Annotated in this window: 19 protein-coding genes; 13 read left to right on the plus strand and 6 right to left on the minus strand. The window is 72.8% G+C overall.

Features of this window, described 5'->3' with window-relative positions; all coding sequences use genetic code 11:
* Positions 1 to 52 precede the first annotated feature (52 nt).
* Genes V7E46_RS06915 through V7E46_RS06925 form a run of 3 tightly spaced genes read right to left on the minus strand, consistent with a single transcriptional unit; the run spans position 53 to position 5,348 of the window.
* On the minus strand, positions 53 to 2,011 hold the full coding sequence (locus tag V7E46_RS06915) for a TOMM precursor leader peptide-binding protein (RefSeq protein WP_333767584.1): 1,959 nt from the start codon (positions 2,009 to 2,011) through the stop codon (positions 53 to 55).
* Positions 2,008 to 4,284: a TOMM precursor leader peptide-binding protein gene (locus V7E46_RS06920; protein WP_333767585.1), complete on the minus strand. Its 2,277-nt coding sequence runs from the start codon at positions 4,282 to 4,284 to the stop codon at positions 2,008 to 2,010. Before V7E46_RS06920 ends, V7E46_RS06915 begins: the two co-directional genes overlap by 4 nt.
* 5 nt (positions 4,285 to 4,289) lie before the next feature.
* A complete protein-coding gene (locus tag V7E46_RS06925) occupies positions 4,290 to 5,348 on the minus strand; it encodes an AfsR/SARP family transcriptional regulator (RefSeq protein WP_443054037.1) in 1,059 nt (352 codons plus the stop codon).
* A gap of 688 nt (positions 5,349 to 6,036) precedes the next feature.
* Between V7E46_RS06925 and V7E46_RS06930 the strand changes: the two genes are divergently transcribed.
* From V7E46_RS06930 to gcl, 4 genes are all read left to right on the plus strand, one after another.
* On the plus strand, positions 6,037 to 6,855 hold the full coding sequence (locus tag V7E46_RS06930) for a TIM barrel protein (protein WP_333767586.1): 819 nt from the start codon (positions 6,037 to 6,039) through the stop codon (positions 6,853 to 6,855).
* A 373-nt stretch (positions 6,856 to 7,228) separates the two neighbouring features.
* Complete coding sequence (locus V7E46_RS06935) at positions 7,229 to 8,125, plus strand: 2-hydroxy-3-oxopropionate reductase (protein ID WP_333767587.1); 897 nt, start codon at positions 7,229 to 7,231, stop codon at positions 8,123 to 8,125.
* 160 nt (positions 8,126 to 8,285) lie between these two features.
* Positions 8,286 to 9,026, plus strand: a complete 741-nt coding sequence (locus V7E46_RS06940; RefSeq protein ID WP_333767588.1) for a hypothetical protein — start codon at positions 8,286 to 8,288, stop codon at positions 9,024 to 9,026.
* A 266-nt stretch (positions 9,027 to 9,292) separates the two neighbouring features.
* Positions 9,293 to 11,074, plus strand: coding sequence for a glyoxylate carboligase (gcl, locus tag V7E46_RS06945; RefSeq protein ID WP_333767589.1), 1,782 nt, complete (start codon positions 9,293 to 9,295; stop codon positions 11,072 to 11,074).
* Here gcl and V7E46_RS06950 read toward each other — a convergent pair.
* Positions 11,058 to 12,692, minus strand: coding sequence for an AMP-binding protein (locus tag V7E46_RS06950; protein ID WP_333767590.1), 1,635 nt, complete (start codon positions 12,690 to 12,692; stop codon positions 11,058 to 11,060). The two genes, gcl and V7E46_RS06950, sit on opposite strands and share 17 nt — an antisense overlap.
* The gene (locus V7E46_RS06955; RefSeq protein WP_333767591.1) at positions 12,689 to 14,365 is read right to left on the minus strand and encodes an AMP-binding protein; all 1,677 of its coding nucleotides are present in this window, start codon (positions 14,363 to 14,365) and stop codon (positions 12,689 to 12,691) included. The genes V7E46_RS06950 and V7E46_RS06955 overlap by 4 nt, the downstream gene beginning before the upstream one ends.
* Positions 14,366 to 14,478: 113 nt before the next feature.
* Between V7E46_RS06955 and V7E46_RS06960 the strand changes: the two genes are divergently transcribed.
* The 4 genes from V7E46_RS06960 (at position 14,479) to V7E46_RS06975 (ending at position 18,697) form a co-directional block, all read left to right on the plus strand.
* Complete coding sequence (locus V7E46_RS06960) at positions 14,479 to 15,300, plus strand: helix-turn-helix transcriptional regulator (RefSeq protein WP_333767596.1); 822 nt, start codon at positions 14,479 to 14,481, stop codon at positions 15,298 to 15,300.
* 428 nt (positions 15,301 to 15,728) lie between these two features.
* Positions 15,729 to 16,355 carry a LysE family translocator gene (locus V7E46_RS06965; RefSeq protein WP_333767597.1) on the plus strand — a complete coding sequence of 209 codons (627 nt, stop codon included), beginning with the start codon at positions 15,729 to 15,731 and terminating at the stop codon, positions 16,353 to 16,355.
* A 156-nt stretch (positions 16,356 to 16,511) separates the two neighbouring features.
* The gene (locus V7E46_RS06970; protein WP_333767592.1) at positions 16,512 to 18,047 is read left to right on the plus strand and encodes an MFS transporter; all 1,536 of its coding nucleotides are present in this window, start codon (positions 16,512 to 16,514) and stop codon (positions 18,045 to 18,047) included.
* A gap of 344 nt (positions 18,048 to 18,391) precedes the next feature.
* Positions 18,392 to 18,697, plus strand: coding sequence for an SAV_915 family protein (locus V7E46_RS06975; protein ID WP_333767593.1), 306 nt, complete (start codon positions 18,392 to 18,394; stop codon positions 18,695 to 18,697).
* A gap of 151 nt (positions 18,698 to 18,848) precedes the next feature.
* Here the strand turns inward: V7E46_RS06975 and V7E46_RS06980 are convergent, their stop codons facing one another.
* Positions 18,849 to 19,691 carry a GntR family transcriptional regulator gene (locus V7E46_RS06980; RefSeq protein WP_333767594.1) on the minus strand — a complete coding sequence of 281 codons (843 nt, stop codon included), beginning with the start codon at positions 19,689 to 19,691 and terminating at the stop codon, positions 18,849 to 18,851.
* 230 nt (positions 19,692 to 19,921) lie between these two features.
* Here V7E46_RS06980 and V7E46_RS06985 point away from each other — a divergent pair, with 230 nt between their 5' ends.
* The 5 genes from V7E46_RS06985 to V7E46_RS07005 form a co-directional block, all read left to right on the plus strand.
* Positions 19,922 to 21,205 carry an extracellular solute-binding protein gene (locus tag V7E46_RS06985; RefSeq protein ID WP_329173671.1) on the plus strand — a complete coding sequence of 428 codons (1,284 nt, stop codon included), beginning with the start codon at positions 19,922 to 19,924 and terminating at the stop codon, positions 21,203 to 21,205.
* Between the two features lie 41 nt (positions 21,206 to 21,246).
* Positions 21,247 to 22,218, plus strand: coding sequence for a carbohydrate ABC transporter permease (locus V7E46_RS06990; protein WP_443054040.1), 972 nt, complete (start codon positions 21,247 to 21,249; stop codon positions 22,216 to 22,218).
* Positions 22,215 to 23,093 (plus strand): carbohydrate ABC transporter permease, encoded by an 879-nt coding sequence (locus V7E46_RS06995; RefSeq protein ID WP_443054041.1) that lies wholly within the window; start codon positions 22,215 to 22,217, stop codon positions 23,091 to 23,093. The genes V7E46_RS06990 and V7E46_RS06995 overlap by 4 nt, the downstream gene beginning before the upstream one ends.
* A gap of 139 nt (positions 23,094 to 23,232) precedes the next feature.
* Complete coding sequence (locus V7E46_RS07000) at positions 23,233 to 24,732, plus strand: beta-N-acetylhexosaminidase (protein ID WP_443054043.1); 1,500 nt, start codon at positions 23,233 to 23,235, stop codon at positions 24,730 to 24,732.
* A 93-nt stretch (positions 24,733 to 24,825) separates the two neighbouring features.
* Positions 24,826 to 25,403, plus strand: a 578-nt coding sequence (locus V7E46_RS07005; protein WP_333767599.1) for a cellulose binding domain-containing protein, incomplete at its 3' end; no start/stop codon positions are given.

The following is a 25,403-nucleotide window of genomic DNA, read 5'->3' on the forward strand; positions in this document are numbered from 1 at the left end:
CTCGGCGGGGCTCTGGGCGGCCCCGCGGCTCGGACGTGCGGCCGCGTGCCGCTCAAGGGAACGGGTGCGGGGCCTGGTTGAGGTCGGCGGCGGCCAGGTCGTGGTCGTACAGGCCCGCTTCACGCAGTGCGGTGCGGGTCCTGGGCAGGTGGCGGGCGCGCTGCCGGCGCCAGCCGAAGTCGATGGGCAGCAGCCCCGGCACGATCACCCCGGCGGTGTGGAAGCCGAGTTCGCGCTGCTCGGGCATGGTCTGGTCGACGACGACGACGTCGAAGCCGGCCTTCGCGACCGCCGCGACGCAGGCCGCGACGTCGTCGCCGAGGTCGTCACCGGGCGGCAGCACCCCGGGTCCTGTCGCCGGGAGGTCGGCCAGCGCGACGGCGGGGCGGTCGCCGCGCAGCAGGAAGTCGGCGTGCACGGCCATGTCGGGCAGGCCGTAGAGCAGCGGGTGGTCGTGCAGCACCTGGACCCGGTCGAAGTCGGCGGCCAGGGCGCGCAGCCGGGCCTCGTCGCGGGCGGTCCTGCGGCGCAGGTTGACCGCGTCGGTGGCGATCTCGCACAGCCCGGCCGAGAGCGCCGCCTCCGGGTCGAGCCCGGCACCTGCCCCGAAGCACAGCCGGCCGAGGCCGCCGTCGGTCCGCTCGGCCACCGCGGTGACCACGGGGACCGGGAAGGTGATCCGGGTGTCGAAGAAGCGGGCGCGGTAGCCGTACATCGCGAGCCGGTCGATCATCGCGCGGGTCTGCGCGCTGCGGGTCCCGGTGACGTCGATCTCGGGCAGCGGCGCCCTGCCGTACCAGGCGAGCAGGAAGGCGTCGCGCTCGACGACCTCCATCAGGCCGTAGTAGACGGCCTCGGCCAGACTGCCGCCGGACGCGCAGCCGTTGGAGCTCTCCTGCACGAACCGGTGCTCGAGTCCGCCGGGCGCGTGGTAGTAGGCCAGGATCTCCGGTACGAGCAGCGGCTGCTGGTCGCGCAGCGACCAGCCCCACACCCAGGGGATCGGCCGGCCCGGGTCGAAGGGCCGCACACCGGGCTCGGCCCGGTGGAAGTCGTCGGAGTACAGCCCGCAGGCGCGCGGGTCGAGCACCGGCTCGCCGCCGGCGAGTTCGTCGTACGCGGCCGTCACGGCGGTGCGCTTGCCGCGCGGGCGCATGCCGGCGAAGCGCTCAAGGCCTTCGAGCAGCCCGACGCGCTCGCTGGAGCGGTAGCGCGGGGTGTGCCCGCCCCAGAAGCACTCCCGCAGGTAGTCGCCGGAGCGCAGCAGGAACGACCCGACGGTCGAGGACGTGGACGCCGAGATCAGGTCCGGCACGACGGACGGCCCGAGCATGCCGGCCGCCGGGTTGACGAACGCCTCGAAGGGCACGTCGTAGTCGTCGGCGGGCCGCAGCCGGAAGACCTCGGGCGCGGGTTTCGGGGCGGGCGCGAAGTCGATCCGCGCGCCGTCCGCGGTGTCGGCGGGCCGTACCCCGCAGCGCGGGCACTCGGCGTCCGGTACGAAGGCGAAGCGGGTCACGCGCAGCGTCTCGGCGTCCACCAGGAAGGAGTACGGCAGCCGTCCGTCGCCGCCGGGCCGTGCCCGGTGGGCCGCGATCAGCGCGGCGACGGCGTCCACCCCGAACGCCGGGTCGCCCGCGCCCGGCCCCGCCGCCCGCGTCCCGGCCCCCGTCTCCAGCGCCTCCCGCAGCGCCCGCGACCGCACGCCTTGCCAGCGGCGCGCCAGGCACCGGGGGCAGCCGGCGGCGCCGTCGGGGGCGAACGGCCCGACGAGGACGAGGTGCCCGTAGCGGTAGACCCCGACCGTGCCGTGCGGCATGTCCTCGCCGTCAACGACGGCCAGTTCGTCCCGCACACCGAGCGCTCCGACGACGACGTCACCGGCGCTGCCGCCGGTGAGCCCGCGCAGGCTCACGGCGAGCCGCTCGGCCAGCCGGGCGCAGGCCTCCCCGAGCGGCCCGTGGAATCCGGCGGGGCGCGCGGCGGCGTCCACCGGGGGGGCGGTGGTCACTGGCCGGCCTCGGGGGTGGTGAGCAGGACGCGGGCGGTGTGGATGCGGCCCGCGGCCAGGTCGGGGGTGTGGGCCGGGGCCGTCAGGGCGTCGCGGCCGGCCGCGCGCAGAGCCGCGGCGACCGCTGGCCAGTCGGTGTCCGCGGCGGCGGGTGCCTCGCCGGCCGGTACGAGGGCGGACGGGTCGAGGTCGGCCAGGAGGGCGTCGCCGAGGTCGGGTTCGCCGCCGGTCTGCACGGCGCCGAGCAGGTCCCGTACCGCGGTGAGCACGGCGTCGCGGCGGCGCAGGCCCGCGGCGACGGCCCAGCACGGCCGGCCCGTCGCCGGGTCGGCGGCCCTGGCCAGGACGACCGGCAGGGCGCGCTCCCCCGGGCCGCCGGCCAGGTCCAGGATCTCCAGCTCCGCGCCGAGCCCCGCGGCCGAGCGCAGCAGGAACGTGATCTCGGCGTCGTCGCCGTCCAGCGCGGCCGGCGCGATGCGGGCGACGGCGGCCGAGCCGCCGAGCGCCCGGCGCAGCGCGTCGTGGGCGAGCGCGGTCCGCAGGCCGCGGGCCACCGCGGCGGCCGGGGTCGTACCCGCTCCGGTGCCCGCCGAGGTCGGCTCGACGACGCGGCCCTGGTTGTCGGCGCCGAACGGCCGCAGCGCCGCCGCGGGCACCAGCAGCGTCTCGCCGCTCAGCAGCGACGTCACCGGGCACCAGCGCGGGATCAGCGCGGCCGGTGTGCCGAGCCCCGACGCGATACTCAGTTCCGCCGGTCCGACCGTCCGCCACTTCCCGCGGGCCGCCTCCAGCTCCGCCCCGCACAGCGCCTGCTGGACCGGCACCACGCGCTCGGCGTAGACCTCGGAGGCGCGCAGCAGCGCCCGCAGCCGCGCCCCGGCCACATGGTGGACGTCGAAGGCGGTGATCTCGCGCCGCACCCGGTGCCCGGTGCCGAGCACCACCGTGCTGACCTTGAGCGGCGTCTGCACCCAGTCCTCGTCGGCGTACGCGGCGAAGACCCCGGTCTGCGCCTGCACCAGCGCCGACCGCCCGGAGATCTCGGCGAGCGCGGCCTGAGCGGCGTCCTCCTCCCCGGCGCCGTCCCCGACAGGCCCGCCGAGCGGCGAGACGGCGCCCGCCACCGGCTCGCCGGCCTGTCCGAGGGGCGGCAGGTCGGCCAGCAGCACGGCCGGCTCCGGCGTCTCCGGGGCGGTGGCGCAGTGCGGGCAGCGCGGGTGCGGCAGCAGCGGCTCGGCCGTGGTGTCGAGGGAGTCGGTGTGCTGGATGAGCAGCTGGTTCTCGGTCTCCGCGGGCAGCACACCGGTCGTGCGGCGGAAGACCTCGTAACCGAGGAGGTTGCCGATCATCGCCGCGAGCGGGCCGCCGACCGCGGGGGCGGCCGGGTCGCGCGGGCCGCCGGGGGCCATCGCGCTCCACACGTCGGCGGCGGCGCCCGCCTCGCCGTTCGTCCCGAGCCGCAGCGCCGCGCAGGTCCAGCAGCCCGCGGCGCCACGGGACATGAGCGGGCCGATCACCACGGAGTCGCCGAAGGGCCAGGCGGGCAGCAGCAGCCGCCCGGCCGGTATGCCGGCGTCGAGCAGCGCGGCGAGCCGCCGGGGGGCGTGGGCGCCGGTGACCAGCACCATGTCGTAGCCGTCGAGGTCGTCCCAGCCGTACGCTGCCTGGTCGGCGCCCGCGGTGGCCTCCAGCAGGGCGACCTCGGCCGGGCAGCCCGCGTCCCGCAGCGCCGCCGCCTCGTCGGTGACGTCGGCGAAGCCGTTGCCCGGGCGGTCGATGGAGTGCGGTACGGCGACGGCCGCGCAGCCGTTGCGTATCAGGCTCAGCGCGGCCCAGCGCGCCACCGCGTCGTCGCCGACGACGGCGACCCGGGTCTGCCGGAAGCGCTGGAAGCGGGCGACGGAGCCGTCGGTGTAGTGGTCGATGTAGTCGACCTGCGCGGCGAAGCGCTCGGCCACCGCGGCGTCGAGCGGCTCGGTTTCGGCGTCCACGGGAGCGGCGTCCCGGGCGAAACCACGCGCGTAGAGCGTACCGACCAGTCGGACGACCATCTCGCGCTGCCGCTCGCCGAGCCCCTCACAGAGCTCGGCGACCGTGTGATCGCCGGTCAGATGCGGGACCATGAGCGTCGCGAAGCGGTAGGCGGACGGCATGACGACGCTGAAACCGCCGCGCGCGTTGTGGAAGTGCACGCCGGTGGGCGTCTGGGTGTAGAGCACGTCCCGGCGGATCCGCGGCCGGGTGCCTGCGAGTTCGTCGTAAGTGGACACCATGTCAGTCACGCCTCCGTGGGGTGCAGTCCTGCGGCACCTGGCCGCTGCGGTTCTGTGGTGGTGTGTCCGGTACGGGCCGGCGCGGACGCGGACAGGGAAGCCGGCGGCGCCAGTGCCGCGGCCGGGGCGCTGGCGCCGCCGGCCGCCGCGGCACGGGTGAACACCCGCAGGAGTTCATGCACCCGGTACAGCCCGCGCGGACCCTCTTCGAGCAGGCCCGCGCCGACCAGGCTGTCCAGCACGCGTCCGCCGTCCACGGGTTCGCCGACCGCCGGGTCGGCGCCGTGCGCGGGCGCGGCGGCGGGCGGCGGTGACTGCCGGCGCGGCGGCCTGGTCTCCTGGCCGCTGTGCGACTCGCCGCGCAGAATGGCCAGTTCGAGCCGTTGCAGGGCGGATCCCGGGTCGACGCCGAGCACATGCGCGAGGTGCGTCTTGAGCCGCCGGTATTCGGCCAGCGCCTCGGCCCGGCGGCCGGTCCGGTCGAGCGCTTCCATCAACTGCTCGGTGAAGCGCTCGTGCAGCGGGTAGGCGCGGGCGGTCGGCCAGATCTCGGTCAGCGCCTCGCGGTGCCTGCCGCACTCCAGTTCGAGGTCGAACACCCTCTCGATCGCGCGCAGCCACTCCTCCTGGAGCTTCGGCAGCTCGTCGCGGTGCAGCAGGTCGGAGGGCACATTGGCCAGCAGCGGCGGCTGCCACAGTTCGAGTGCCGCCCGCAGCAGCCGCAGTTCGGCCTCCGGCTTCCCGGTGGCGTAGGCGGCGCCGAGCAGTTCGCGGAAGCGGACCAGGTCGAGCGTGGCCGCGTCGGCGGTCAGCCGGTAGCCCCCGGGCACCGCTTCGATCATATTGCCCGCGATGCCGTATTTGCCGAACAGCCGGCGCAGCCGCAGAACACAGCTGTGCAGTGCGGACTTGCCCTGCGCGGGTGTTTCCTCACCCCAGATGACGCGCTGCAAGAAATCCACGGATACGACCGAGTTGGCATTCAGCAGCAATGCGGCGAGCAACGCCGCAGGTCGCGAGGGTTGAAGCACCACGGATTCGCTGCCGTCAGCGACGGCCAGCATTCCGAGCACCGTGAAACGTGTGTGGTTCGCCGGTGACGTCGGCGATCCTTCATTTTCCGATGGTAATCCTGCACTGTTTTTGAGCGCGTTGGACAAGACCACCCATCCACCATCCCCGTAGCCCCGAGTCGACCGCCGCCGCCGCTCCGCGGGTGTGCGCGGGTGAACGGTAGAAGTCCCAGTCGGTTTGGCTGGTTGCGGTCACGGAGGACAGTACGGCAGGCCTCTTTACCTTGTCCAGAGAATCCTCCCGGCGCCGGAGCATCAATGCCATCGGCATCGCCCGCACGACCACAAAGCCGAATTCCCGCCCGCAATCGGGACACACCGGGCCGCATGCGTCGGACACGGAAGCGAGCAATCGGACATATCCCGCAGAAATTACCGGAGTGTAAAGCGGCGTTAACTCTACCCAATAGCCGGCGGCTTTACGCGAGCCACCCGCGGGCCGGTCGCGGTTTAGGACACACGCGGATCGGGGCGAATAGGCGGCGGCCATTCGGCGGGTGCGCGCACCATGCGGCTGAGCTGCGGCGGAAGCCGGCGGTCCGCGCCGGGGCCGCTCACCGGGCGCCGCCCGGGCGGGTCGGCGGACAGCGCCCGCCATGACTTGACAGCCGCGGCGGAGCTGATTCACTCTTCCACAAGACAGAATTCTACTTCCGCAATACGGAAGGGGCGCCCTCTCGTGAGCTTCACCGCCGCGCGCTTCGATGTGAACCTCTCGCTCCTGTTCACCGAACTCCCGCTGCTGGAGCGGCCGGCCGCCGCAGCCGCGGCGGGCTTCGACGCGGTCGAACTGTGGTGGCCTTGGCCCGGAGAACCCGACCCGGGCAAGGCCGCGCTCGACGGCCTGCGGACCGCGCTGGAAACCGCCGGCACGCGACTGGTCGGACTGAACTTCTACGCGGGTCTGCTGCCCGGCCCCGACCGCGGCGCGCTGTCCCTGCCGGGAGCCGAGTCGGAGCGCTTTCGCGCCAACATCGAGGTCGCCGCGGACTTCGCCGCGTCCGTGGGCTGCACGGCACTCAACGCCCTGTACGGCAACCGGGTCGACGGGGTGGACCCCGCCGAGCAGGACGCGCTCGCGCTCGACAATCTCGTACGGGCCGCGGCCGCCGCGGACCGCGCCGGGGCGGTGCTGCTGATCGAGGCGCTCAACGCGGTGGAGTCGCCGCGGTATCCGCTGACCGACGCGGAAGCCGCTGTCGCGGCGGTGCGACGGGTCAACGAGGCCAGCGGGCTCGGGAACGCGCGCTTGCTGCTCGACCTCTACCACCTGGCGGTGGGCGGGGCGGATCTGGCCGCGGTGATCGACCGCCACGCGGACTGCGCCGGGCATGTCCAGATCGCCGACCTTCCTGGCCGGGGGGCGCCGGGGACAGGGGCGTTGCCCCTGTCCGACCTCCTCGACCGGCTCGACCGGGCCGGCTACGAGGGGTACGTCGGGCTCGAACACAAACCGGCACCTGCCGGCAGCGCGGCCAGCTTCTCCTGGCTGCGGTGAGCTCGGCGCTCTGCGCCTGCTCTGTGGGGGCGCCGCTTGGGGTGCGTTCTTGTCCGCGGCGCCGTGGCGGCCGGGCGCGCGGTTCCCCGCACCCCTGCGGTTGCCGCTTGCGGTGGCGTTCCGCCTGCTGCACCGCCGTGGCTCGTCGCGCCGTTCCTCGCACCCCTGGGCGGTTGCCGCTTCCTGTCACCTTGCGCCTGCGGGGGCGTCGTCGTTGCGCGCGCCGGTCCTCGCGCTCCTGAGGGGGCGCGCCCTCCGGCGCAGGGGTGGCCTCCTCAAGGGGGCGGGGACCGCGTGGGCAGGCAGGACGGGGCGCGGACGATCCGGACACCGCACGAGGCAGCCGCAGGGAATCGTCGATAAGGAGATGCAAATGCGCACGAAGCCGAAAATCGCCTGGATAGGCCTGGGGATCATGGGGTCCCCCATGTCGGAGAACCTCATCGCCGCTGGTTACGACGTCACCGGGTACACGCTGGAGCCGGAAAAGCTGGCCCGGTTGGAAGCCGGGGGCGGCACCGCCGCGGAGTCCGTCGCCGAGGCGGTCGAGGACGCCGACGTGATCATCACGATGGTGCCCGCCTCTCCCCAGGTGGAGGCCGTCGCCTACGGCGAGCACGGCATCCTCGCGCACGCCCGCCGCGGCGCCCTGCTGATCGACACCTCCTCGATCGCCCCGCAGACCTCGATCGACCTCGCGAAGGCCGCCGCGGCCAAGGGAATCCGCGTGCTGGACGCCCCCGTCTCCGGCGGCGAGGCGGGAGCCGTCGAGGCGGTGCTGTCGATCATGGTCGGCGGTGACGCCGAGGACTTCGCGCAGGCGCGGCCGATCCTGGACGCGCTGGGCACGACCGTGGTCCTGTGCGGCCCGCACGGCGCGGGCCAGACGGTCAAAGCGGCAAACCAGCTGATCGTCGCGGTGAACATCCAGGCCTGCGCCGAGGCCGTGGTCTTCCTGGAGAAGTCCGGCGTGGACCTGTCCGCCGCCCTTGAGGTGCTCGGCGGCGGCCTCGCCGGCTCCACCGTGCTGACCCGCAAGAAGGCCAACTTCCTGGACCGCGAGTTCGCCCCCGGCTTCCGTATCGACCTGCACCACAAGGACATGGGCATCGTCACCGACGCCGCCCGTACGGTCGGGGCCGCGCTGCCGGTGGGTTCCGTGGTGGCGGACCTGGTCGCGTCACTGCGGGCGCAGGGCGACGGCGGGCTCGACCACTCGGCTCTGCTGCGCGGGGTCGAGCGGCTCTCGGGGCTGCCGGTCACGGTCTGATCGGCGCCCTCCCGGAACACCGTCCGGCGGTGCGTGACTGTCCTGTCGCGCCGAACGCACCGCCGGGCGGGCAGGGGTGACGGGCTGTCGGCCGCCGGTTACAGCGGGCGGGAACTTCCTGCACTATGGGGTCACGACACCGACCGGAAGTTGTGACCCCATGGCAGAGAGCGTGCTGGTGCGCTGTCCGGCCTGCCGCCGTGACCACACCTACACCGCGCCGACCTTCCCGTGTGCGTGCGGGGCGCCGCTCTGCCTGCCGGTGCTGCGCGGCGGGCTGCCGGTGGAGGTCATGCACCGCTCGTGGGACGACTCCTGGGTACGGCTGCGCTGCCCCGACTGCGGGCGGACCGGCCACTGGCCGCAGCCGGAGTTCGGCTGCACGTGCGGCGCGCTGATCCGGCTGCCGGTGGACGGCGAGGCGGCCGGCGAGGCGGGGCCGCTGCCCGTACCGCACGCCGGGCCCGCCGCGCCCGCACCGGGCGGGGCCGTACCGCCGCCGTCGGACCGGCCGCCGTTCCGCCCGGTCACCATCCGCACCGGGCGGGACGCGCTCACAGCGGCGGCGCAGTATCTGAAGTGGCTCGGCTTCGCCGATGTGCGCCTGGCCGGCGACCGTACGGCCAACGGCATCGACCTGCGCGGCAAGGACCTGGTCGCCCAGGTCGACCCGACCACCCAGCCGACTCCCGTGCGGGACGTCGAGTGCCTGTGGCTCAACTGCGCGAACGAGGACGCGGCGGGGGCGTTCTTCTCGCTCGCGGGGTACGCGCACGACGCGCGGCTGCGGGCGGACCACCTGGGTGTGCCGCTGTTCGTCATGGACCTCACGGGGACGCCGCAGCCGGTCAACGAGGCGGCGGACGTCCTGATTCGTTCAGGCCCTCCCTCCACGCGCTGAGCCCGCCTGCCCCTTGCGGCGCCCTCCCCGCCTGCCGCGCCGTCGCGGTCGCCCCGCGCTGTTCCCGCGCCCCGGGGTGAGTGCCACCTGCGGCACGTCCCTGCCCGCCGCGCCGCCACGGCTGAGCGCACAGTTCCCCGCGCCCCTTCGGGCCTGCCCTCTGCCGCGGGGTGGATCCGGGGGTTGACGGGGTCGAAGGCGGCGCTTACGTTTCTTCCGGATAGCAGAATGCAATTTCCGCATCATGGAAACTCTCGGGAGAGACAATGGCTCGGATGACCGCCGCGCGAGCAGCCGTGGAGATCCTCAAGCTCGAAGGCGTCGACGCCGCCTTCGGTGTACCCGGGGCCGCCATCAACCCCTTCTACGCGGCGCTCAAGGCCGCCGGCGGCATCAGGCACACGCTGGCCCGGCATGTGGAGGGGGCCTCGCACATGGCGGAGGGCTACACCCGGGCGCGGGCCGGGAACATCGGGGTGTGCGTCGGGACCTCGGGGCCGGCCGGGACCGACATGATCACCGGGCTGTACTCGGCGACCGGGGACTCGATCCCGATCCTGTGCGTCACCGGGCAGGCGCCCACCGCCGTGATCCACAAGGAGGACTTCCAGGCGGTGGACATCGCCGCCATCGCGGGGCCCGTGACGAAGGCCGCCACGACCGTGCTGGAGGCGGCCCAGGTGCCGGGGGTCTTCCAGCAGGCGTTCCATCTGATGCGCTCCGGGCGGCCGGGACCCGTACTGATCGACCTGCCGGTCGATGTGCAGCAGACGGAGATCGAGTTCGACCCGGAGACCTACCAGCCGCTGCCGGTGTACCGGCCGGCCGCCTCCCGGGCGCAGATCGAGAAGGCGGTGGCGATGCTCTGCGCCGCGCAGCGCCCGCTGATCGTGGCGGGCGGCGGGGTGATCAACGCCGACGCCAGCGAACTACTGGTGGAATTCGCGGAGTTGACCGGTGTGCCGGTGGTGCCGACCCTGATGGCGTGGGGGGCCGTCGCCGACGACCACCCGCTCAACGCCGGGATGGTGGGCCTCCAGACGTCGCACCGGTACGGCAACGCGACCTTCCTGGAGTCGGACTTCGTGCTCGGCATCGGCAACCGCTGGGCCAACCGGCACACCGGGCGGCTGGACGTCTACACCAGGGGCCGCACCTTCGTGCACGTGGACATCGAGCCCACCCAGATCGGGCGGATCTTCCCGCCCGACTACGGGATCGCCTCGGACGCCGGGATCGCCCTCGAACTGTTCGTGGCCGTGGCGCGGGAGGTGAAGGCGCGCGGCGAACTGCCGGACCGCTCGCGGTGGGCCGAGTCGGCCCGCGGCCGCAGGGCGACGATGCAGCGGCGTACGCACTTCGACCACGTGCCGATGAAGCCGCAGCGGGTCTACGAGGAGATGAACCGGGCCTTCGGTCCGGAAACCCGCTACGTGTCCACCATCGGCCTGTCGCAGATCGCCGGCGCCCAGCTGCTGCACGTCCACCGGCCGCGGCACTGGATCAACTGCGGGCAGGCCGGGCCGCTGGGCTGGACGGTCCCGGCCGCGCTCGGGGTCGCGACGGCGGAACCGGACGCGCAGGTCGTCGCCCTGTCCGGGGACTACGACTTCCAGTTCATGATCGAGGAGCTGGCGGTCGGCGCGCAGCACCGCATCCCGTATGTGCACGTGCTGGTCAACAACGCCTATCTGGGCCTGATCCGGCAGGCCCAGATCGGGCTCGGCATCGACTTCCAGGTCAATCTGGAGTTCGAGAACACCAACTCGCCCGAGCTGGGCGTCTACGGGGTGGACCACGTCAAGGTCGCCGAGGGCCTGGGCTGCAAGGCGATCCGGGTGACCGAGCCCGGGGAACTGGGCGCGGCCTTCGAGCGGGCGCGCGAGCTCGCGGCGGAGTACCGGGTGCCGGTGGTGGTCGAGGCGATCCTTGAGCGGGTCACCGACATCGCGATGTCCACCACCGCGGACATCTCCGCGGTGGTGGAGTTCGAGGAGCTGGCGACCGAGCCGGGGCACGCCCCGACCGCGGTCATACCCCTGGTGTGACGTCCCCGTGGGCGAAGTCCGCCCGCAGCTCCACCTTGCGCACCTTGCCGCTGACCGTCATCGGGAAGGCGTCCAGGATCCGCAGGTGGCGGGGGACCTTGAAGCGGGCGAGCCGGCCCTCGCAGTAGTCGGCGAGGTCGTCCAGGGTGGGCGGGTCGGCCGGGTCGCGCGGGATCACGCAGGCCAGCACCTGTTCGCCGTACTTCTCGTCGGGCACCCCGACCACCTGCACGTCGGACACCTTGGGGTGGCCGTAGAGGAATTCCTCGATCTCCCGCGGATAGACGTTCTCACCGCCCCTGACGATCATGTCCTTGATCCGGCCGACGATGGCCACGTAGCCGTCGTCGCGCATTATGGCGAGGTCGCCGGTGTGCATCCAGTTCCCGGCGTCCACCACCTCCGCCGTGCGGTCCGGCTCGTCCCAGTAGCCCAGCATCACCGAATAGCCGCGCGTACACAGCTCACCCGCTGTGCCGCGCGGCAGTGTGAGTCCCGAGGCCGGGTCCACCACCTTGACCTCGATGTGCGGCAGGGCCTGGCCGACGGTGCCGGTCCGGTTCTCCAGCGAGTCGTCGCGCCGGGTCTGGGTGGACACCGGCGAGGTCTCGGTCATCCCGTAGCAGATGGACACCTCGGCCATGTGCATCTCGGCCATCACCCGCTTCATCACCTCGCCCGGGCACGGCGACCCGGCCATGATGCCGGTGCGCAGCGACGTGAGGTCGTAGTCGGCGAAGTCGGGCAGGCCGAGCTCGGCGATGAACATCGTGGGGACCCCGTAGAGCGAGGTGCACCGTTCCTGCTCGACCGCGCGCAGGGTGGCGGCCGGGTCGAAGGACGGGGCCGGGATCACCACGCAGGCGCCGTGCGAGGTGGCGCCGAGGTTGCCCATCACCATGCCGAAGCAGTGGTAGAAGGGCACCGGCAGGCAGATCCGGTCCTGTTCGCTGTAGCCGACCGTACCGCCCACGAAATAGCCGTTGTTGAGGATGTTGTGGTGCGAGAGCGTGGCGCCCTTGGGGAAGCCGGTGGTGCCCGAGGTGTACTGGATGTTGACCGGGTCGTCGCAGCTCAACGTCGTCTCGACGGCCGCCAGATACCCCTGGTCGAGGTCCGTTCCCGCGGCGGTCAGCTCGTCCCACGACGGGTCGCCGATGTGCACGACCTCGCGCAGGTCCGGGCAGCTGCCGCGGACCTCGGCGGCCATCGCGCGGTAGTCGCTGCCGTGGTGCTCGGTGGAGGCGATCAGCATCGACACGCCGGACTGCCGCAGGGCGTAGGCCAGTTCGTGCAGCCGGTAGGCCGGGTTGACGTTGACCATGATCGCGCCGAGCCGGGCGGTGGCGTACTGCACCATCACCCATTCCGCGCAGTTGACCGCCCATATCCCGACCCGGTCGCCCTTGCGCACCCCGCGGGCGGCCAGTCCGCGGGCCACCTCCTCGACCGCGCGGCCGAATTCGGCGTACGTCCAGCGGCGCCCGCCCGGCACGTCGACCAGTGCCTCGCGGTCGGGGTGGGCGGTGATCGCCCGGTCGAGGTTGCGGCCGATGGTGTCGCCCAGCAAGGGGGTGCTCCCGGTTCCGTGCGCGTACGAGGGTTCGGCTGTGGTCACCGGTAGTCCTCCTCGTGGAATTCGTCACTGCCGTCGTGCATCGTCGCCTCGCGCAGCTCGATCCGGCGGATCTTGCCCGACACGGTCTTGGGCAGCGGGGCGAATTCCAGCCGTCTGATCCGCTTGTACGGCGCGAGCACCGAGCGCGAGTGGGCGAAGATCGCCTTGGCCGTCACGGCGTCCGGCTCCCAGCCCGCGGCGAGCACCACGTACGCCTTGGGGACCGCGAGCCGCAGATCGTCGGGCGCGGGCACCACGGCCGCCTCGGCGACGGCCTCGTGCTCCAGCAGCGCGCTCTCCAGCTCGAAGGGGCTGATCTTGTAGTCGCTCGACTTGAAGACGTCGTCCGCGCGGCCCACGTAGGTGATGTAGCCGTCGGCGTCCCGGGTGCCGATGTCGCCGGTGCGGTAGTAGCCGCCGCCCATCGCCTCCTCGGTGCGCTCGGGGTCGCCCGCGTAGCCGGTCATCAGGCCGACCGGGCGGCTGCTCAGGTCCAGGCAGATCTCGCCCTCGTTGGCGGGCACGCCGGTCACCGGGTCGATCAGGGTCACCGTGTAGCCGGGGTTGGGGCGCCCCATCGAGCCGGCCTTGACCAGCTGGCCGGGGCTGTTGGCGACCTGGACGGCGGTCTCGGTCTGCCCGAAGCCGTCCCTGATCAGCACGCCCCACAGCCGCCGTACGTGCTCGATCACCTCGGGGTTGAGCGGTTCGCCGGCCGCGACCACCTCCCGCGGCGGGGTGGTGAGCGCGCTCAGGTCGGCCTGGATCAGCATCCGCCACACGGTGGGCGGGGCGCAGAAGCTGGTCACCCCGCACCGGTCCATCTCGGCCATCAGCCGCACCGGGTCGAACCGCGTGTAGTTGTGAACGAAGACCGTCGCCTCGGCATTCCAGGGCGCGAAGAGGCTCGACCAGGCGTGCTTGGCCCAGCCGGGCGAGGAGATGTTCAGATGCACATCGCCCGGCCGCAGCCCGATCCAGTACATCGTGGCCAAGTGCCCGATCGGATACGACAGATGGGTGTGTTCGACCAGCTTGGGCCGGGCGGTGGTGCCGGAGGTGAAGTAGAGCATGAGCGGGTCCGACCCGGCGGTCGGCCCGTCCGGGGTGAAGCCGGGCGGTGCCGCGTACGCGTCCTCGTAGGCCAGCCAGGGCGGCTGCGCGCCGCCGCCGACCGCGATCCGGGTGTAGTCGCCCGGCACCTCGGCGAACTTGGCGGTGTCCGCGGCCCGTACGATCGCGTGCCGCACCCGCCCGCGGCCGATCCGGTCGCGCAGGTCGGCCGGTCCCAGCAGCGGGGTCGCCGGGATGGCCACCGCCCGCAGCTTCATCAGCGCCAGCACGGACTCCCACTGCTCGACCTGGTTGCCCAGCATCAGCAGCACCCGGTCGCCGGCCCGCACCCCGCGGGCGCGCAGCCAGGACGCGACCCGGTCGGAGCGGTCGGACATCTCACGGAAGGAGATCAGCGACTCGGCGCCGTCCTCCTCGACGATCCACAGGGCCGGGCGGTCGTTGCCCGCGGCGATGACATCGAACCAGTCCAGCGCCCAGTTGAAGTGCGCGGGCTCCGGCCAGCGGAATCCGTCGCGGGCCGCTGTGTAGTCCTCGCGGTGCCGCAGCAGGAAGTCCCGGGCGGCCCGGAATGCCCCGGTCGCGTCCGATGCCGCCATGTGTCCTCCTCGTGGATGTCCCCTCGGTAGCATCGTGCGGTAGTGACGTGGGTCTCACTACCCCCGGACGGGGGTGAGGAGGTGGCGCGGTGGACGGCAGTCGTGCCGAAGCGATGGAAATTCGGGCTGCCCTGCTGCGGATGCGCAGGTCGGGTTTACTGCCGGTGGCTTTCGGCGGGTTGGTGGCGGGAGCCGGCACGCGGCAGTTCAGGATCAGCGAGCTGTCGGGCGCCGACACGGATTCGCTGCGCGGGCTCGCGGTACGCACCGGGAACGGCCTCGGCGGCAAGTCCCTGGCGCTGGGCCGCCCTTACGCGGTGACCGACTACGGCTCGTCCCGCGCCATCAGCCACGAATACGACGCCGCCGTCGCGGGAGAAGGGCTGCGCTCGGTGCTCGCCGTGCCGATCGTGGTCCAACGGCAGGTCAGGGGAGTGCTGTACGGGGCGCTGCGCCAGCCGTACGCCCTCGGTGACCGGCCGCTGGCCGCCGCGCTGGACGCGGCCCGCGACCTTGAACAGGCGCTCGCCATAAAGGACGAGGCGCGGCGGCTGCTCGCCTCCTGCCAGGGGCCGGTCGCGGCGGACCCGCGGGCCTGGGAGGAGGTGCGCGAGGCGCACACCGAACTGCGGGCGCTTGCGGTGCGCATCCCCGACGTGCGGCTCCGCCAGGAGCTGCTGACCGCGTGCGCCCGGCTCGCGTCGGCCGCGGTGCCGCCCTCTCCCGCCCGCACGTCTGCCGTCCAGCTCACTCCGCGCGAGCTGGACGTCCTCGCGGCGGTCGCCTCCGGCGCGACCAATGCCGCGGCGGCGGCCCGGCTGCGGCTGCGGCCCGAGACCGTCAAGTCGTACCTGCGCTCGGCCATGCGGAAGCTGGGGGCGCACACCCGTCTCGAAGCGGTCAGCACCGCCCGCCGCACCGGCCTCCTGCCCTAGGCCGGCCCCTGGCGGCCCTCGTGCCTGCCCCGGGCGTTGCGTGCTTGTCCGACCCGCCGCCGTGGCTTGTCGCGCGGTTCCCCGCGCCCGTCGGGAGTTGCCACTTGCGGGTGGCGACTCGCCCGCGCCTGCGTCGTGGCTGCGCGCGCCGTTCCCCGCGCTCCTGGTGCGCTGCCCCTGTGGTGGAGGACGAGCCCCGGAAGGGGCGCGGAAAGCGGCGCGAGCAGCCACGATGGCGCCGCAGGCAGGCACGCACCGCAGCGGGCGATCACCCGGGGGCGCGGGGAGCCGCGCCCCCGGCCCCCACCGGGGCAAGGTCCCGGGGACGGCGCACAGCGGCTGGGCCCGGGGAAAAGAGAGCGCGGCACGCGAGTGGCGGGAGTAGTGTCCGCGGCGTGAGCGTCGATCGGGTAGGCGGCTTCGCCGCAATGTCACTGGTACTGGTCCTCATCCCGGGCCCGAGCGTCCTGTTCGTGCTGGGCCGCGCCCTCGCGCACGGCCGCCGCACGGCCCTGGGCAGTGTCCTGGGCAACGCGATCGGCGCGTACACGCTGAGCGCGACCGTCGCGGTCGGCCTCGGCGAGATCGTGTCCCGCTCGGTCGGCCTGTTCATCGCGCTGAAGCTGGCGGGCGCCGCCTACCTGGTCTTCCTCGGCGTGAAGGCCTTCCGCAGCCGCGGCGCGCTCGCCGCGGCGATGCCGGAGGACACCGAAGTGGCGGAGGCCGCCGGGGACCGCAGGGGCGACCTCCGTACGCTGTGGGAGGGCTTCGTCGTCGGGGTGACCAACCCCAAGACGATGGTGTTCTTCGCCGCCGTCCTGCCGCAGTTCGTGGACCGCGGCGCGGGCCGCGTGCACGAGCAGATGCTGGTGCTCGGCCTGGTGTTCACGGTGATCGCACTGCTCTGCGACAGCGTCTGGGCGCTGGGCGCGTCCGCCGCCCGCGCCTGGTTCGCGCGTTCGCCGCGGCGGATGGCGACGGTCGGCGGTACCGGGGGGCTCGCGATGATCGGCCTGGGCGTCACCGTCGCCGTGACGGGCCGCGCGGACACGTAGCAGCGCGGCCCGAGGGCGGTGTGAGCAGGCGCACACACCCGGCCCGAGCGAAACGTTTGCGTTTCGATAGTGCTGGTCGTACGGTCGTGGAGTACGAAACCGTTTCGTTCTTCCTGCGGTACAGCCCTGCCCGTCCCACCTCAGGAGTTCCGCCTGATGTCCACCCAACCCGCAGCCGACGTTCCCGTCGACAGGCTCTCGAAATCCGCACCGGAGCGTACGTCCGGCTCATCCGGCCCACGCGAGGAGAAGGCCAACCACCGCTGGTGGGTACTGGCCGTCATCGCCATCGCCCAGCTGATGGTGGTCCTCGACGCCACCGTCGTGAACATCGCGCTGCCGTCCGCCCAGAAGGCGCTGGACTTCTCCGACGGCAACCGGCAGTGGATCGTCACCGCCTACTCCCTCGCCTTCGGCTCCCTGCTGCTGCTCGGCGGCCGGCTGTCCGACCTGGTCGGCCGCAAGATCGTCTTCCTGATCGGCGTCGTCGGCTTCGCCGCCGCCTCCGCGCTGGCCGGCGCGGCACAGAACTTCGAGGTGCTGGTCACCGGCCGCGCCCTCCAGGGCCTGTTCGCCGCCATGCTCGCCCCCGCGGCGCTCTCGCTGCTCAACACGACCTTCACCGACGCCAAGGAGCGCGCGAAGGCCTTCGGCATATACGGCGCCATCGCCGGCGCGGGCGGCGGTATCGGCCTGCTGCTCGGCGGCGTGCTGACCGAGCACCTGAGCTGGCGCTGGACGCTGTACGTGAACCTGTTCTTCGCCGTGGTCGCCTTCATCGGCGGTATGGCGCTGCTGCGCAAGGGCGCGCCCGCCGAGCGGCCGAAGCTGGACCTGCCGGGCACCATCCTGGTCACCACCGGTCTGTTCTCCGTGGTCTACGGCTTCTCGAACGCCGAGACCCACCACTGGGGCTCCCCGCTGACCTGGGGCTTCCTGATAATCGGCGCCGTGCTGGTGGCCGCCTTCAGCTGGTGGCAGACCCGTACGGCGCACCCGCTGCTGCCGCTGCGCGTGCTGCTGGACCGCAACCGCGGCGCGTCCTTCACGGTGCTGGCACTGTCCGGCGCCGGAATGTTCGGCGTGTTCCTCTTCCTGACCTACTACCTGCAACTGTCGCTGCACTACAACCCGGTCAAGACCGGCCTCGGCTTCCTGCCGATGATCGGCGCGCTGATGGTGGCGGCCCAGCTGGTCACCAACACCCTGCTGCCGCGGCTCGGCCCGCGCCCGATCGTGCCGGTGGGCATGTTCCTCGCGGCGGTGGGCATGGCCTGGCTGACCACCCTCGACCTCGACAGCAGCTACGCGGGCAATGTGCTGCCGCCGCTGCTGGTGATCGGCTTCGGCCTCGGCCTGGTGATGCCCGCCGCGATGAGCGTGGCCACCGAGCGGATCGGCGAGGCGGACGCGGGCGTGGCCTCGGCCGCGGTCAACACGATGCAGCAGGTGGGCGCCTCGATCGGCACCGCGCTGCTGAACACGCTGGCCGCGAGCGCCGCGACCTCGTACATGACCCACCACACGGGCAAGGCAGCGGCGGCGCAGGCCCAGCTGCACAGCTACGCGACCGCGTACTGGTGGTCGGCCGGGCTGCTCACGCTCGGCAGTGTGCTGGCCCTGTTCATGTACCGCGGCGGCCGTCCGGTACCGGGCGACCAGCCGGCCGGAGCCGCGGCCGTACACATGTGAGACCGACCGCCCCCTGAACACCCGGCGCCGCCTGAGCGGACGGCGCCGGGTCCGGGGGCCGGTCGCCGGGTCATCGTGGGGACGGGACACCCGGCACCACCGGCCCCCCGCATACGCCGCCCCGCAGGACCGCGACCCCCGTACGCGGCCCGGCGGGGCGGCTTTCGTGCGCGCGCCGGCACGTACCGCCGGCTACGTGTCGGCGGTGAGCGTGCCCGCCGCGCCCCGGCTGTTCCTCCGCGACGGTGACGGAGCATCCCAGTTGACGCAGCCCCACCGGGTGATCGTACGGAAGAGGACCGCGCTCGGCGTGCGCGTCGGGCGGGGGCGGTTACGGTGAAGCCATGGACGTCAGCGCGCAGCCCGCGACCGGCCTCCGGCCGCTGTACGTACCGGTACGCAGCGGTCCCGCGGGCGTCGTCGTACGCCTGTGGCGCACGCCCGTCGGCACGCGGACGGCGGTGGCCTTCACCACGGATCAGCGGCTGCGGGCGGCACTGGGGCCTTGCCAGCGGTGGATTCGGCTGTCCGACAGTGCCTTGCGCCGGCTGGCTGAGCCACTCGGCGCAACGGCGCTCACCGTCGACCCCCTCCTCTTCAGCCGCCCGGCCTTTCCCCGGGCCACGCCCCCGACCCCACAACTCCACTAGCCCGGACCGCTCCACGCCCCGTCGGAGCGCGAGGAACTGCACGACCGGCCCCCACGCGGCCGCAGGCAAGCACGCCACCGCGAGTGGCACCCACCGGGGGGCGGCGAGCCACGACGGACCGGAGGGAAGGGCAGCCAGGACCCAGCTCGGGTCAAGAACCTGGCTGGACGTCACCGGTGGTCATCGCCGGCACCTCCCGGCGGGAATCGAGGTCGCCCGGGGGGATGCCCGGGTGGTGCTGGGCCGGGGACAGGGGCGTGGCCGGGGCGGCGTCGCCCAGGGTCAGCCGGGAGACGATCCGGTAGCGGTCACCCCGGTAGACCGAGTGGACGTACTCCACCGGCCGCCCCGTCGCGTCCTTGGTCAGCCGCTCGAAGAGCAGTGCGGGTGAGAGCACGGGCACCCCGATCAGCCTGGCCTCCTCCTCGTTGGTGACGGTCGGCTCGATGGACTGCACGGCCTCGTGCACCCGCACCCCGTGCCGCTCCCGCAGGAAGTCGTAGAAGTCGCCGGACTCCATGTCGTCGGGGCGCAGTCCGGGGACGAGTGCCGCGGGCACATGGAGGTACTCGATGGCCATCGGCTCGTCGTCGACGAGCCGCAGCCGCGCGATGTACGTGATCTCCGCGGCCGGCGAGATGTGCAGCTTGCGGCCGACACGGGCACCCGCCTGCACCGTGGTGAACTCCAGCACCCGGCTCGCCCAGCTGCCGGACGCCTGCGGCAGGCGGTACGCGTCGCGGGCCGGGGCCAGCTCCTGGGTGATCTTGGCGCGGGCGACGAACATGCCGCGCCCGTGCTCGCGCAGCAGCAGCCCGGTGGTGACCAGTTCGTCCACGGCCGAGCGCAGGGTGGGCCGGGAGACGCCGAGCTGTTCGCACAGGGTGCGCTCGGAGGGGATCGGGTCGCCGGGGGCGCGGGACTCGACGAGTTCCATGAGGTAGTCGCGGACCCGTTCGCGTTTCACCGCGGAGCGCGACGGCTCGCTGACCATGACTGGTGTCCTTTCCGTACTGCGGGTTGTCCAGCTGAGGTTATCCAGATGCTGACCAGCATGCCAGCCATGGCGGGCGGCTGCGTCCCGGTACACAACGGTATACGACCGGATTCCCGGCAGCGCGCGAGGCCTTGACGTCACCAGTGGTCTATGCCACCTTCTGCGAGCAGCACCAGACCAGTTGGCAAGTGGTCAATTCCGCCCGCGCTTCCCGAGGTGACATCACCGTGAGATCCCGACTCCTCCCCGCCGCCGCCGCGCTCGCCCTGGCGGCCGTCACCGGCCTCACCGCCTGCGGCTCGTCGTCCGACGACTCCTCCGACTCCCCCGGCAGCGCCGCCGCGGCCCCGGCCGAGCTGACCGTCTGGATCATGCAGGACAGCATGTCCGACGGTGTCCTCAGCCGTTTCAAGACCTCCTTCGAGGCGGCGCACAAGGGCACCACCCTGGACATCCAGATCCAGCCGTGGGACGGCATAGGCCAGAAGATCACCAGCGCGCTGGCCAGCAAGGACGCGCCGGACGTGATGGAGGTCGGCAACACGCAGGTCGCGCAGTACGCGGCCAGCGGCGGCGTCGAGGACCTCACCGCCAAGGTGGCCGACCTCCAGGGCTCCGACTGGATACCCGGGCTCGCCGACCCGGGGAAGATCGACGGCAAGCAGTACGGCGTGCCGTGGTACGCCGCCAACCGCGTGGTGATCTACAACAAGGACCTCTTCGCGAAGGCCGGCATCACCGCCCCGCCCAAGACCCGCGCCGAGTGGATCGCGGACACCGCCAAGCTCAACACCGGCGGCAACGACGGGATCTACCTGCCGGGGCAGACCTGGTACGCGCTGGCCGGCTTCGTCTGGGACGAGGGCGGCGACCTCGCGGTCAAGGACGGCGACCAGTGGAAGGGTGCCCTGGACACCCCGCAGGCCAAGGCGGGCATGGCCTTCTACCAGCAGCTCCAGGCACTCGGCAAGGGTCCCAAGGACGCCGACGAGGCCAAGCCGCTGCAGGCGGACGTCTTCGCCAAGGGCAAGAGCGCGCAGATCATCTCGGTGCCCGGCGGCGCCGCGGTCATCACCAAGGCCAACCCGGCGATGAAGGACAGGATCGGCTTCTTCCCGATCCCGGGCAAGACCGCCGACAAGCCCGGCGCGGTCTTCACCGGCGGCTCCGACCTGGTGATCCCGGAGGCCTCGCGGCACCAGGCGCTGGCCTACGAAGTGGTCAAGGCGCTCGCGGGCACCGCCTTCCAGACCGACATGGCCAAGGAGATGAGCTACGTGCCCAACCGCACCTCGCTGGCTTCGGTCCTGGCCGGCAATCCCGGCGCGTCGGTGATGGCGGTCGGCGCGGCGAACGGCCACGCCACCCCGAATTCCCCGAACTGGGCGGCGGTCGAGGCGAACAACCCGATCAAGCAGTACATGACCCAGGTGCTGACCGGCGCCGACCCGGACGCGGCGGGCAGGACCGCCTCCGACGCGATCACCAAGGCGCTCAACACCGCCTCCTGACCCCGCCCCGCCGCAGCCCGCCGACACCCCAGGAGGATCCCGTGCTCACCGCCCACTCCGCCGCCGCGCCGCGGCCGGCCGTCACGGATCCGCCACCGGCGCCGCCGCGGGTGCGGCGGCGGGTACGGGTCGCCGCGCTCTGGCCGTACCTGCTGGTCGCGCCCACCGTGGTCGGGGCGGTGTTCCTGCTGGTCTACCCGATCGTCAGAAACACCGTCATGTCCTTCCAGCACTTCGGCCTCGGCCAGCTGATCCGGGGCGGCGCGACCTGGGTCGGCTTCGCCAACTACCGCACGGTGCTGGACGATCCGGAGTTCTGGACGGTGGTGCGCCGCACCCTGTGGTGGACCGGGCTGAACGTCGCGCTGATCATGGTGCTCGGCACCGCGGTGTCGCTGATGCTGATCAGGCTCGGCCGGCGGATGCGGCTGGCGGTGATGAGCGGCCTGGTGCTGACCTGGGCGACGCCCGTCATCGCCGCCACCACCATCTTCCAGTGGCTGTTCCAGTCCCGTTTCGGAGTGGTCAACTGGGCACTGGTCAAGCTGGGCTTCGACTCGTACCGGGACTACACCTGGTTCGCGCACGGCGGCTCGACCTTCGCGATCCTGGTCGTCCTGGTGGTGTGGCAGTCGGTGCCGTTCGCCGCGCTGACCCTCTACGGCGGCCTCACCACCATCCCGGCCGAGCTGTACGAGTCGGCGAAGATCGACGGGGCGAGCGCCTGGCAGTCCTTCCGGCTGGTCACCTTCCCGATGCTGCGCCCGCTGTTCGCGCTCGTCACCTCGCTCGAAGTGATCTGGTGCTTCAAGGCGTTCACCCAGATCTGGGTGATCGGCGAGGGCGGCCCGAACGGCGCCACCACCACCTTGCCGGTCTACGCCTTCCAGATCGCCCAGTCGCTGCACAAGTACGACCTCGGCGCGGCCGTCTCCACCCTGACCGTGCTGATCCTGCTCGTCGCGCTGGTGTTCAACCTGCGCCGGATGTTCCGCCAGGAGGGAGCGCTGTGACCGCTCTTACCACCACTGGTAAAGCCCCGGTGCGGCTGCCGCGCCGACGCCCGCGGCTGCGCCGGCTGCCGCTGAACCTGGCCGCCCTGCTCACGCTGGCCGTGTCGGTCTTCCCGATCTACTGGATGGTGCTCACCGCCTTCACGCCCGCCTCCGACATCCAGTCGGACTCGCCGTCCTTCCTGCCGCTGCACCCCACGCTGGCGCACTTCCGCACCGCCGTGGACTCCCCCGGCTTCGGCACCTTCTGGCGCAACAGCCTGACGGTGACGCTCGGCGCGGTGCTGATGGCGCTGGTGGTGGCGCTGCTGGCGGCCTTCGCGGTCGGGCGGATGCGGTGGCGCGGGCGGCGGGCGTTCATCCTGCTGGTGTTCGTCGCGCAGATGGCGCCCTGGGAGGCGCTGCTGATCCCGATGTACGTGATCGCCAGGGACACCGACATGCTCGACAGGCTGTCGATGCTGACACTGATCTACTTCATGATGACGCTGCCCTTCACCATCGTGACGCTGCGCGGCTTCCTGGCCGCGATCCCGGTGGAGCTGGAGGAGGCGGCGCAGGTCGACGGCTGCACCAGGCCGCAGGCCTTCCGCCGGGTGACCTTCCCGCTGCTGGCGCCCGGGCTGCTGTCCACCTCGCTGTTCGGCTTCATCACGGCGTGGAACGAGTTCGCCTTCGCCAACACCCTGATCATCAAGAACCAGGGCGCCCGCACCCTGCCGGTCTGGCTGTCGTCGTTCAGCAATGTCTTCGGCACCGACTGGGGCGCCACGATGGCCGCCTCGTCGCTGTTCATGCTGCCGGTGCTGGTGGTCTTCCTGCTCCTGCAGAACCGCGTCACCTCCGGCATGACCGCGGGCGCCGTCAAGGGCTGACCGCACCGGCGGCCCCGCCGTCCCCGAACACCCGCGCCCCCGCGGTCCGCGCCGCCGAGCGCGCGACCCGTGCTGCCCCGCGCCGCCCTATCCCCGCTCCCGCCCGCCGGCGGCCGGGGAGACCTGGAGAGCCACCGCCGTGATCATTCCGCACCCCACCCAGTTCGCCCGTATCCCCGGCCACTTCACCTTCGACGAGTCCACCGCGGTGCGCGCCTCGGGCGACGCGCTGGGCGCCGCCCGGCTGCTGCGTACGCTGCTCGCCCCGGCCACCGGGCTGCCGCTGCGGCAGTCCCCCACCGGCACTGTCGTCCTGGTCGTCGACGCGATGCTCGGCGGCCTCGGCGACGAGGGCTACGGCCTGACCGTCGGCCCCGACGCGGTGCTGCTGCGGGCGGCCCGCCCGGCCGGGCTGCTGCGCGGTGTGCAGACGATCCGCCAGCTGCTGCCCGCGCAGGCCCTGTCTGCGCGCCCGGTGAGCGGGGTGCCGTGGCGGATGCCCGGGGTGCAGATCACCGATGTGCCGCGGTTCGGCTGGCGGGGCGCGATGCTCGATGTGGCCAGGCACTTCCAGCCGGTGTCCTTCCTGCGCCGCTTCACCGACCTGCTGGCCTTCCACAAACTCAATGTGCTGCATCTGCACCTGACCGACGACCAGGGCTGGCGGATGCCGGTCGCGGCCTTCCCCGCGCTGACCGAGGTCGGCGGGGCGCGCGCGGGCGCGGTGCCGCACTCCGGCGCCTACACGGCCGCCGAGCTGCGCGGCCTGGTCGCCTACGCTGCCGAGCGCGGGGTCACCGTCGTCCCCGAGATCGAGATGCCCGGCCATGCGCGCGCGGCCCTGGCGGCGTATCCGGGGCTGGGCAATGTGCCGGGGCGTGCGCTGGACGTGTGGACCGAGTGGGGCGTGTGCGACACGGTGCTCGGCGTCCACGACGAGGTGCTGGACTTCTGCAGGACCGTGCTCGGCGAGGTGCTCGACGTCTTCCCCTCCCCGTATGTGCACGTCGGCGGCGACGAGTGCCCAGTCACCGAGTGGGAGACCAGTACGGCCGCGCGGCGGCGGGCGGCCGAACTGGGGCTCGGGGCGCCCCGGGCGCTGCACGGCTGGTTCCTGGGGCAGGTCGGCGACTTCCTGCTGGCGCAGGGGCGGCGGCCGGTGTGCTGGGCGGAGGACTCGGGCGCGCTGCCCGCAGACTTCACCGTGATGCCGTGGCGGGACTCCGCGCACGGCCTCGCCGCGGCCCGGCGCGGCCACGACGTGATCATGACTCCCTACCGCTCGACGTACCTCGACTACCCGCAGTCCGCCGACCCGGCGGAGCCGCCGGGCCAGGCGGGCGGTGTGGTGGACCTGCGGGCGGTGCACGGCGCCGAGGCCGCGCCCGCCGACTGGGACCCGGCCGCCGCCGCCCGGGTGCTCGGCACCCAGGCGCAGCTGTGGACCGAGTACGTCAGCACTCCCGCGCATGCCGAGTATCTGGCCTTCCCGCGGCTGGCCGCACTCGCCGACCGGGCCTGGAACCCGGCCAGCGACTGGTCCGCCGACTTCTCCCCCGCGCTGCGGCTGCACGAGGCCCGCCTCGACGCGCTGCGTGTGCCGCGCCGCAGCCCGGCCCCCACGACCACTCTGCGCTGACCCAGTCACCACCCCACTGGAAAGGGATCACCCGTGTCAGGAAACACCGCACAAAACCGTTCACCCAAGGGCAGATTGCGGCTCACCGCGAGGATGCGCACCGCGATGGCGGTGTGCGCGGCGGCCGGCCTCGGCTGCGCCGCGCTCACCGCGCTGCCCGCGGCGGCGGCCCAGGACTCGCTGACCGCGCAGTACCGTACGAGCGCCTCCGGTGCGACCGCCGACCAGGCGGAGCCGTGGCTGGAGGTCACCAACACCGGTACGGGCAGCGTCCCGTTGAGCCGGGTCACGGTCCGCTACTACTTCAAGTCCGACGGCCCGGGGGTCACCTACCGCTTCGCGTGCTCCTGGGCGGTCAAGGGCTGCGCCAACGTCACCGGCACCTTCGGCGCACTGGCCAATCCCACCGCGACCGCCGACCGCTACCTGGAGGTCGGCTTCACCGCGGGCGCGGGCTCGCTCGCGCCCGGGCAGAACACCGGTGACCTGCAACTGCGCTTCTACCGGGCGGACTGGCAGACGCTGACCCAGTCCGACGACTACTCCTTCAACGGCGCGCAGACCGCGTACGCGAACTGGCCGAAGCTCACCGTGCAGGACGCCGGCGCGCTCGTCTACGGCACCGCGCCCGCGGGCAACAACCCGACCCCGCCCACCACTCCCCCCACGAC

This window comes from Streptomyces sp. IBSBF 2435, from assembly GCF_036815005.1.
GTDB lineage: Bacteria > Actinomycetota > Actinomycetes > Streptomycetales > Streptomycetaceae > Actinacidiphila.

Coding starts and splice junctions, on each gene's coding strand:
- V7E46_RS06920 (WP_333767585.1), bottom strand. CDS start 4,284: ATGGTGTCCACTTACGACGAACTCGCAGGCACCCGGCCGCGGATCCGC.
- V7E46_RS06925 (WP_443054037.1), bottom strand. CDS start 5,348: ATGCTGGCCGTCGCTGACGGCAGCGAATCCGTGGTGCTTCAACCCTCG.
- V7E46_RS06935 (WP_333767587.1), top strand. CDS start 7,229: ATGCGCACGAAGCCGAAAATCGCCTGGATAGGCCTGGGGATCATGGGG.
- V7E46_RS06940 (WP_333767588.1), top strand. CDS start 8,286: ATGGCAGAGAGCGTGCTGGTGCGCTGTCCGGCCTGCCGCCGTGACCAC.
- gcl (WP_333767589.1), top strand. CDS start 9,293: ATGGCTCGGATGACCGCCGCGCGAGCAGCCGTGGAGATCCTCAAGCTC.
- V7E46_RS06955 (WP_333767591.1), bottom strand. CDS start 14,365: ATGGCGGCATCGGACGCGACCGGGGCATTCCGGGCCGCCCGGGACTTC.
- V7E46_RS06960 (WP_333767596.1), top strand. CDS start 14,479: ATGGAAATTCGGGCTGCCCTGCTGCGGATGCGCAGGTCGGGTTTACTG.
- V7E46_RS06965 (WP_333767597.1), top strand. CDS start 15,729: ATGTCACTGGTACTGGTCCTCATCCCGGGCCCGAGCGTCCTGTTCGTG.
- V7E46_RS06970 (WP_333767592.1), top strand. CDS start 16,512: ATGTCCACCCAACCCGCAGCCGACGTTCCCGTCGACAGGCTCTCGAAA.
- V7E46_RS06975 (WP_333767593.1), top strand. CDS start 18,392: ATGGACGTCAGCGCGCAGCCCGCGACCGGCCTCCGGCCGCTGTACGTA.
- V7E46_RS06980 (WP_333767594.1), bottom strand. CDS start 19,691: ATGGTCAGCGAGCCGTCGCGCTCCGCGGTGAAACGCGAACGGGTCCGC.